11 protein-coding genes are annotated in these 8,314 nt (G+C 37.2%); 1 reads left to right on the forward strand and 10 read right to left on the reverse strand.

The features are described from left to right. Positions 1 to 191: 191 nt before the first annotated feature. Entirely contained in the window at positions 192 to 533 is a 342-nt protein-coding gene (locus H9631_RS21615) for a DUF3147 family protein (protein WP_191816449.1), read from the reverse strand. Then, positions 534 to 932: a MarR family winged helix-turn-helix transcriptional regulator gene (locus H9631_RS21620; RefSeq protein WP_191816451.1), complete on the reverse strand. Its 399-nt coding sequence runs from the start codon at positions 930 to 932 to the stop codon at positions 534 to 536. A gap of 250 nt (positions 933 to 1,182) precedes the next feature. Between H9631_RS21620 and H9631_RS21625 the strand changes: the two genes are divergently transcribed. Then, entirely contained in the window at positions 1,183 to 1,341 is a 159-nt protein-coding gene (locus H9631_RS21625) for a hypothetical protein (RefSeq protein WP_191816453.1), read from the forward strand. Between the two features lie 125 nt (positions 1,342 to 1,466). On the opposite strand, the gene H9631_RS21630 is transcribed toward H9631_RS21625, so the two are convergent. From H9631_RS21630 to H9631_RS21660, 8 genes are all read right to left on the reverse strand, one after another. After that, positions 1,467 to 1,766, reverse strand: coding sequence for a group II intron maturase-specific domain-containing protein (locus H9631_RS21630; protein WP_404801765.1), 300 nt, complete (start codon positions 1,764 to 1,766; stop codon positions 1,467 to 1,469). Between the two features lie 68 nt (positions 1,767 to 1,834). Next, a complete protein-coding gene (locus H9631_RS21635) occupies positions 1,835 to 1,996 on the reverse strand; it encodes a VOC family protein (RefSeq protein ID WP_191816455.1) in 162 nt (53 codons plus the stop codon). Between the two features lie 445 nt (positions 1,997 to 2,441). Next, positions 2,442 to 2,825: a VOC family protein gene (locus H9631_RS21640; protein ID WP_191816457.1), complete on the reverse strand. Its 384-nt coding sequence runs from the start codon at positions 2,823 to 2,825 to the stop codon at positions 2,442 to 2,444. A gap of 241 nt (positions 2,826 to 3,066) precedes the next feature. Further along, positions 3,067 to 3,198 carry a hypothetical protein gene (locus H9631_RS22635; RefSeq protein ID WP_263600723.1) on the reverse strand — a complete coding sequence of 44 codons (132 nt, stop codon included), beginning with the start codon at positions 3,196 to 3,198 and terminating at the stop codon, positions 3,067 to 3,069. Positions 3,199 to 3,271: 73 nt separating this feature from the next. Beyond that, the gene (gene helD, locus H9631_RS21645; RefSeq protein WP_191816459.1) at positions 3,272 to 5,608 is read right to left on the reverse strand and encodes an RNA polymerase recycling motor HelD; all 2,337 of its coding nucleotides are present in this window, start codon (positions 5,606 to 5,608) and stop codon (positions 3,272 to 3,274) included. A 278-nt stretch (positions 5,609 to 5,886) separates the two neighbouring features. Further along, positions 5,887 to 6,729 (reverse strand): pentapeptide repeat-containing protein, encoded by an 843-nt coding sequence (locus H9631_RS21650; RefSeq protein WP_191816461.1) that lies wholly within the window; start codon positions 6,727 to 6,729, stop codon positions 5,887 to 5,889. Between the two features lie 495 nt (positions 6,730 to 7,224). Continuing rightward, the gene (locus tag H9631_RS21655) at positions 7,225 to 7,521 is read right to left on the reverse strand and encodes a MazG-like family protein (RefSeq protein WP_225221209.1); all 297 of its coding nucleotides are present in this window, start codon (positions 7,519 to 7,521) and stop codon (positions 7,225 to 7,227) included. A gap of 44 nt (positions 7,522 to 7,565) precedes the next feature. Beyond that, on the reverse strand, positions 7,566 to 8,132 hold the full coding sequence (locus H9631_RS21660; protein WP_191816465.1) for an LOG family protein: 567 nt from the start codon (positions 8,130 to 8,132) through the stop codon (positions 7,566 to 7,568). Between the last annotated feature and the right edge of the window lie 182 nt (positions 8,133 to 8,314).

Genomic DNA, 8,314 nt, shown 5'->3' on the forward strand with positions numbered 1-8,314 from the left:
TTGTTGTCTAAACTGATAAACTTTGAATCTTTTTAGTATTTTGAATTGATATTTTTAATTAATGCAACGCTAGTGATTTTATTATTGTAAATATATCCTATTTTACCATTTGTTTTGGTGTTTTTAATATGTGCATCTATAAAACGGCTAGATAATCCTTTGTTCTAAACTTCTGAGTACTACCACGCTTTTTAAGTAATAAATGATTCCATAATAAACTTTTGCCCTATTAAACATACTCCCCAGGCTATTATTCCCAATGAAATCGCTAATACTAAATGAAGAGATTGCTTTAATGCGATATAAATCACAAACAGCATTATCGCCGTTGCAGGGAATCCGGCTAAAACCCCAAGTGTAAATTTGTTGACTTTTTGAGTTGATTCTCCTTGAATCGTCAGCCAAATAATACTTAAAATACTGATCAATGGCAGCGCAGCTACGATGCCTCCATAAACAGGAAAACGTCTTGCTAATTCTGTAACGACACCAATAATGACTGCTGAACTTATAATTTTTATTAACAAATACATTTATTTTGAGACCTCACTTAAAAGCCGAAATGCTTCAACTACCTTTTCTCTTTCACTAGCCGATAATCTGCTAAGCGCAGCTTGAAGCTTATGTTCATCTAATTCTGTATTTTTCTTTAGTGTTATAAGACCACTGTCTGTTAAATGTAGATACACCTTTCGTTGGTCTTCATTTGATCTTTCTTTATAAACCCAGCCATTACCCACTAATTTTTTCACGTGTTCCGAAGCTGTATTGTGAGAAATCGATAATTGCTCTGCTATATCACGAATCATGACAAATTGCCTTTTTTGAATCATTTGTAATATACGGATGCTTTGATGTGAAATGACTTCTTCTTGGGCAGGATGTAAGTTGAAGTAAATATCGGTAAAGTAATTATTAATACGCTGAACCATACAATCACCTATTTCAATCGTTTAAAACGATTATATCGTAAAACACGATATAATTACAATAAAAATAGCACCATTCCTTCACAGAGAAGGGAATTACAGATTCTAGCCAACACCCTATTATTTAGAATTAAAATCCAGCAGGCTTAAGTTCCAGATTTAGTGCCCCCAGCTTTCACTCAAATTTCAGGTTATACAAAGCATTTTGGTTAATACTATAATTGTTAAATCAATAGCTCAAGGAGGAATTAATATGCCACAAAATCAACAGGCTAAACAGAATTTGAGTTCTAGAACGAAACCAGGATTTGCTGGAACCGATGGTAAAAAAGTGAAGCAGGAAATCCAGAAAGATGTAAGCGAAGGCCAAGGGGCAATGACTTCTCGAGAGGCAGGAGCAATGCGGGATTAAGCACAGTACATCTGACGTTTTAAATTTGATAATATCGTCAATTGTATAAATCGAGTAGGAGGCTAATCATTTATTGATTAACCGACCTCTCACACCACCGTGCATACGGTTCCGTACACGGCGGTTCAACCTTTTAAGTATCGGGACTCATTGAGTTGGGATATATCTTTTAATCCCCACTTGGTGAGTCTTTCTTTTGTTATTGCAATGTGCAGGACTTCACTTCGTGATATTCGCCAGTAGCCCTTTCGGGAATTTGCATATTTCATGGCGTCATCATGGTTAATCCCATAATTACGAAGCATGCTATATTTTGTTTTTACCTTTTTCCACCTTTTCCAAATGAGTTGCCTCAGTCGGTGGTTTAACCATTGTTGGGTTTCTATAATGAATCGTTTCATTCGGGATACCCCGTAATAGTTAATCCATCCGGTTGTTACTTAGTTTATTTCTTTGATGATCTCTCCAAACCTCCCCGGCCGTTTCCGACTGGTTAGCCAGGTATTTCAACAATGTCAAAAATATAATCACTATTAGCAACTTGAGTGGATAATAGGTTAAAACCTAACAAATCCACATAAAAGTCAAGAGCATCCTCTAATTTCTTCACAGTAATCGCGCTATGGATAAAACCAGCCACTTTTCCTTTTTTCATTGTTACGCTCCTTTCCTGTACACCTTTATTTAAAGCAAAAATCATGCCAAATTATATTAATTCAATTTCCTCCCTCACTCAATAAGTGTTACCAGTGATTTATCTGGCATCCCCTCTTCCAAAGGAATAAAACTAAGTCCATCCACCGTGTGGAAAATTATATGGAACACTAGAAAAAGACGAAATCCGATTGGATTCCGCCACAAATATGTATTGATTCAGATTGACAATCCTTCAATTTAGGATTACTTGATCAAAAACTTTGCAAACCTGGAGTTTTTGATCATAAAATGAATCCATTGTGAAATAGCAAACAATCTTATAAAAAAGTTTGATTTATTTTACAAACATGTAATTCAACAATAGATTCTAAATAACAACTCGGTTAGTAATTCGAATTTGGTATAATTATTTTTTGAGATAGCCTATAAATTTGCTTTTTTAATTACTTTTGCACTATCTGAATAAGATTACCGCATGTATCATCGAAGATAGCCAGCGTGATGTCGCCCACTTCTTTCGGCTCTATAGTAAACTTCACGCCTTGCTTCATTAATCGTTCATACTCTTTTTGAACATCTGGAACCTCAAACATTGTTGCCGGGATGCCATCGGCATAGATCTTTTTTTGATACTCTTTGGCAGCCGGATGCTGATTTGGTTCAAGCAAAAGCTCGGTTCCTTCTTGATCATCAGGAGAAACAACCGTTATCCACCTAAATTCTCCTGTTGGAACGTCATGTTTTTTTACAAAGTCCAATACTTCTGTATAAAACTCCAGCGCCTTGTCTTGATCTTGTACGAATAAACTGGTAACAATAATGTTCATATTGTTTTTACCTCCTTAATATCCAAAATTCATGCTACCCTGCTAACAACATAGTTGTAAGCTTACCTTAAAAAACCCTGTTCTGAAAACAATATAGCCTGTCATGGCAGATGACGTTTTTGAGTCACGCCTCTTCCATGACAGAAAAATATATTTAGCTACCGCCTATTACAAGCAAAATCGTAAGGTTTTGCTTTAGCCAAAAAATTCGTGAACTCATCACGTTCAAAAAGCTTTAATATCAGACATCGAGCCGCTCAATGGTTTGAATATCCCCCCTTTTCTCAAAGCGTGTTTTTAACATAGGAGAATATACGGTTATTTGTGTAATTTCACTCCTGAAAACGGGCAGATTGCGAATCGTTTTTTTCATAAAAAATCTCCTTTGGACACTGCGAAATCCAAAGGAGAAGGTACAACTTTTGTATAAACATTACCTTATTAACTCAGCTCAAAGTTAAACTTTCCGGCGCAGCGTTGCGCAATAAGGGGCTCGGTTCGCCAACACTGTATAGTTGCAAGTGATGCATGGCCCGGGTACAGGCGGTATAAAACAATCTACGGAGGCTCTCATCCCCATATACTTCTGCTGATGCATCATAGATAATAACCGCGTCAAATTCGATACCTTTTGCCAAATACACCGGTATGACAACAACACCTTGCTCATATTCAATCGAGCCGCTCTTTACGAGCTTGATTTCTTCAATGACACTCAAGGAATCGTATGCAGCGATGCTTTCCTCCGCAGATTTACATATAACCGCTATTGTGCTATATCCCCGTTTTTGTAAGTCTGCAATTTTGGAAGCTATGGAACGATGTAATTCAGATCGAGTGGATAGCTGTGTCAATATAGGCTTCTCGCCATCGCGCTCAAAAGCGGTAATCCGTCCGCCATCAGGTACTAGTCCGCGTGTAAATTCGACAATCGGTTTTGTGGATCTGTAACTACGGGTCAAGTTGATCGCAACCGTTTTATCTGAACCATATAGGCCAGTAAGCGTGTGAAAATTGACCATTTCACTGGCATGGGCGAATATAGCTTGGTTGAAGTCCCCGAGCACGGTCATTCTTGCCGCAGGAAACAAACGCTTCAAAAATTCGAATTGAAATGGAGAATAATCTTGCGCCTCGTCAACAAGTATATGTTTGATTGAACTGTTCATCTGAAATCCTTGAATCAGTTCTTTCATCAGTAAGAACGGAGTAGCATCTTCGTAAAATAATTTACCTTCGTCCAGCATTTTCACAGTCAACAGACAAATATCCGCCCACTCCTCAGGAGCTTCCTGATCCATACACTGTTTAATTTGGAGGGGATCGGTAAAAAACTGCTTGTATATCCCCTTCATGTTAATGAAACGAAACGCCTTGATCTGTTTTCGCAATGGTTTTAACTTCTGGCGAACAATCAAGCGGGCCAACGCTTTAGTCTCAACTTCATAATCATGAATCGACTCTCCTTTAAAGCCGCGTTTTTTCGCTAAGTAGGTATATGCCTTATGGTAATCCTCATTGCTAAGCAGTTCGATTTCCTCCTGTACCCATGGCTTTTTCCGTTCAAGCTTCTCGGCTTCATCAATTTGCTTGATTAGCCAATCCTTCAATTTTTCAAGTTTGCTATAAAAGCGAAGCGAGGTGTTACTGCTATAAAATTTGTCTGCAATTTGTTCCGCAGTAACAATGGTCTTTCCTCTAAAGCTAATTCCTTTGAATACCATTCCGGATAATTCCAGCGACTCCCTATATGATTTAATCGCCTCAAAAAAATAGGTGGTAGCCTTGAATTGGATGCCGGCAATCCTTGTTCTGTATGATGGATTATCCACTGCAGTTAAAACATATTCCAATTGATCGAAAGGATTCTCAACTTGAAACTCAATTTTCAGCCGATGATCCAAATATTCCTGGAATGTAACCTGCTGCATATTCTCTTCGCCGAGTTCTGGCAACACATTGGAAACATAACTGTTAAACATCGCATTAGGCGAAAAAAGGATGATTTGATCAGCATTCAGCGTATCTCGATATTTATAAAGTAAATAAGCAATTCGCTGCAGAGCAGCCGATGTCTTACCGCTGCCAGCAGCACCATGTACAATGAGCATCCGCCCACGATCGTGCCGAATGATCCGGTTTTGCTCCTGTTGAATTGTGGCTACTATATTGTGCATATGTTTGTCTGAACCTTTACCAAGCACCTGTTGTAAAATCTCGTCACCTATCGTAAGACTGGTATCAAACATAGATTGGATAAGGCCGCCGCGGATGAGGTATTGCCACTTTTTCTCTAGTATGCCTTCGATGACACCTCCAGGTGTAACATACTTGGCCGGACCAGGCTGATAATCATAGTAAACACTTGAGACCGGGGCCCTCCAGTCGTAAATCAGGAATTTTTCTCCACCCGTATCCGTGAGCGTAGAGGTGCCGATATAAATTCGTTCCGCAGTTGAAGTTCCTTCTTCAATGAAATCAATTCGCCCAAAATAGGGTACCTCTTGCATACGCCTCAGCGAAGATAATCTCTTAGATGCATGCCTATGAGTGCTCTGGCTTACGGACAGAGCTTGAGCCTCTTGTCTCAAGCCGATGATCGTTTCGAGATAATCGTCGAAGGTATCAATATTAACCTTTACTTCATCCCAAAAGTGTTTACGGATATTTACAACTTCCATCCGGCGCGCTGAAGTTTCGCCCTCCACTCTTTTGATTTCCTCTGCAATTTTTTCCATTACACGGTTCACTCTTTCTTGCTCCTGACGAAGCTCCATATCCATATCAAACACTCCTTTTTTAAATTAGGGGTTGACTAAAAAGGTTATTATGATGTATAATTAAAATAGGGATATTTTACAGTAAATTAATTAATTAGAGTATCTAAATAAATGTATCATAGTTTTGCATTTTTATCAATATACTTACACGATCATAATGGTTATAAATTCAATCGAAATAACAACAGATTTATAACAATTGAAAAATTCAATATTAAAAAGCCCAATTTTCTTACCGTTAAGAAAATTGGGCTTTTTTTGTTACCCCATTAAAGCATCTTTTAAATCCAATGAGGCGGTGGTTGTATATGCGAGGGTAATATAGTCTTATCGTTGCCTTTAGCTGAATTAATTTGCATTTGAGTTAAAAACATACTTGTAGAAAGGTTTGCCCCACTTAAATTTGCATCACGCAAATCAGCTCCAATAAAATCAACACCTCTTAGATCCGTATTTCGCAAATCAGCAGCAATTAAATAAGCTCCTCGTAAATCAGTCGTTCTTAAATCTTTACCTTTAAAATTTTTTCCAATCCAATCAGCACCCCTACATTGTCTTCCTTTCTTAATTTCAAATACATTTGAACTTAGCTCATTCCGGATGTATTCACTTGTTTCTAGAAGTAGCTCGTTTACGGGTAGTCGACATCTTGTAATATCTAGTGACAAAATGCTATCGGCATCCATATCAGTCAAGCCTTGTAAATTCTCTAATTGTCTATTTAACTTATCCTGCAATGAAGGTGAGATATTAAAAGTCAAAGCTTCCGCAATAAATGTAATCATTTCATATATCTGCTCCATAACGGGAAATACACTAAACATTTTTTTAGCGTTTTCAGGATGTTCCCTCCAACTTTGACCACTGAAAGTGTCTTGAGAAACTTTTTGGCCAGCACCTAAACAATCAAACACTGTACATCCCTTAAATCCTTTATCTCTTAAATTCTTATGAATTTTACATCGGAAATCTCTTTGTAAGTTAGGACAAGGTGTTCCAGCAGGTTTATTTATTGCAAAGTCACTTGATGCTACAATATTAAGCGCTGTGCAACAGAGTCCAAAACATTTAGAACAATCAGCTTGTAAACTCCCTCTAATGTTTTTCGCTGTTTCATTATCCATTTTTATTACCTCTTCAAACTTCCCACTCAGTTTAGGTTTCTAAATTTTAATTTACACCATAGGTTTACAATCCGGACTTAAAATAAGCACTTTTCCTTATTCCAGGATTGCGCCCGATTACGGAGATTGAAAGCGAAAGAGCTACTATTTTACTAACACAGCCCTATAGCTTAATGGAGACTTTACTCAATTTTTAATCGGATTAGCCGAATTAGGGAGGATGAGCAATAGAACCACCCTAAGAAGACAGCATTTACCCGAGTATCTTTGAATTTGGAACATTCAAAGATACTCAAAATCGAATTTGAAAAGAGGTTCAAATATACTTAGGCAAACTTCTTTTACGTTTGAACATTTTCAGGAGTGACTTCATTTCCTCTGATTACGTCTGTGCAGCTGATTGTAGAAGATCATAGCCTTGTAGAACAAGTGATTCCGTAGTTAGAGAAGGTACAATTAGATTTTTCACTTTTTTAATTAACGAACGAAAATTCATTAACTGATTTTGCTTTCCCACTTATCCAACTTTTTACTTATTAATTCGTGTAATTCCTTATCGTTCTCGGATAATTTGTAAAACATGGCTAAGGCTACTAAAATTACATCAATACATTCTTCTTTTACATCTTCAATGCCTAATTGTTTATACTCACTTCCGCTAGCTTTCGTGTATGATAGTACAGCTTGAGAAGTTTCGCCAACTTCCTCTGATAGCTTTAATGCCATTTGCTCTAACGTTTTTGGTTCTTTTTCACTGAGTAACTTAATTTCTTTTATTAGCTGGTCCAACATTTCTTCCTCTTTCTTTAATTATTTCTAGCGTTATTTTAATTTTATTATTGCCATTTATGTATATAGGACCTTTTGTAATCCTTAATTTCTTTTACTAACTCTTTCGAATTATTGTTAATAACGATTAAATCTTTATATTCGGATTTTATAAATCCCTGGTCGATCATATGGTCAAAGAGAGATAAAATTGGTGTGTAGTAATTGTTGATATTGAGTAATGCACAAGGTTTATTATGATATCCTAATTGAGCCCAAGTAAATACTTCGAACCATTCCTCTAAAGTTCCTGAACCACCGGGCAATGCAATAAACCCATCAGCATACTCTGCCATTAACGCTTTTCTTTCATGCATAGTGTTAACGACATGAAGTTCAGATAGTTGCTGATGTGCGATTTCAACATTTTTTAACTTCTCAGGTATAACGCCAATCACCTTGCCTCCTGCCTCCATCACGGCATCAGCAACTGCACCCATACAACCAACTGTTGCTCCTCCATAAACAAGGTTTAATCCATTATCCACCAAAATCTTCCCTAAATCCCTTGCTTCTTTCATATAGATGGGATCATTTCCCGCACTAGAGCCACAATAAACTGCAATTGTCTTCATAGATATATTCCTCCAAAAAAACAAACTAATAACTATATATACAACATTATTTATTCTAACATCATTTTCCACAAACTAAAGAAAAAAACTATAAATGGTAAATTAATAACTCAACTTTCGCAGAGAGAAATTGGCAAATAAGCCTTGATGTAGTTGGGAAGGCCAGAGAACCACTGCTCAAG

This window comes from Bacillus norwichensis (genome assembly GCF_014836955.1).
Classification (GTDB): Bacteria; Bacillota; Bacilli; order Bacillales; family Bacillaceae_C; genus Siminovitchia; species Siminovitchia norwichensis.

What these genes read in the sequence shown, in the direction of transcription:
- H9631_RS22635 (WP_263600723.1), bottom strand. Translation starts at nt 3,198, where the DNA reads ATGAAAAAAACGATTCGCAATCTGCCCGTTTTCAGGAGTGAAATTACA.
- H9631_RS21650 (WP_191816461.1), bottom strand. Translation starts at nt 6,729, where the DNA reads ATGGATAATGAAACAGCGAAAAACATTAGAGGGAGTTTACAAGCTGAT.
- H9631_RS21660 (WP_191816465.1), bottom strand. Translation starts at nt 8,132, where the DNA reads ATGAAGACAATTGCAGTTTATTGTGGCTCTAGTGCGGGAAATGATCCC.
- H9631_RS21625 (WP_191816453.1), top strand. Translation starts at nt 1,183, where the DNA reads ATGCCACAAAATCAACAGGCTAAACAGAATTTGAGTTCTAGAACGAAA.
- helD (WP_191816459.1), bottom strand. Translation starts at nt 5,608, where the DNA reads ATGGATATGGAGCTTCGTCAGGAGCAAGAAAGAGTGAACCGTGTAATG.
- H9631_RS21615 (WP_191816449.1), bottom strand. Translation starts at nt 533, where the DNA reads ATGTATTTGTTAATAAAAATTATAAGTTCAGCAGTCATTATTGGTGTC.
- H9631_RS21655 (WP_225221209.1), bottom strand. Translation starts at nt 7,521, where the DNA reads ATGTTGGACCAGCTAATAAAAGAAATTAAGTTACTCAGTGAAAAAGAA.
- H9631_RS21635 (WP_191816455.1), bottom strand. Translation starts at nt 1,996, where the DNA reads ATGAAAAAAGGAAAAGTGGCTGGTTTTATCCATAGCGCGATTACTGTG.
- H9631_RS21640 (WP_191816457.1), bottom strand. Translation starts at nt 2,825, where the DNA reads ATGAACATTATTGTTACCAGTTTATTCGTACAAGATCAAGACAAGGCG.
- H9631_RS21620 (WP_191816451.1), bottom strand. Translation starts at nt 932, where the DNA reads ATGGTTCAGCGTATTAATAATTACTTTACCGATATTTACTTCAACTTA.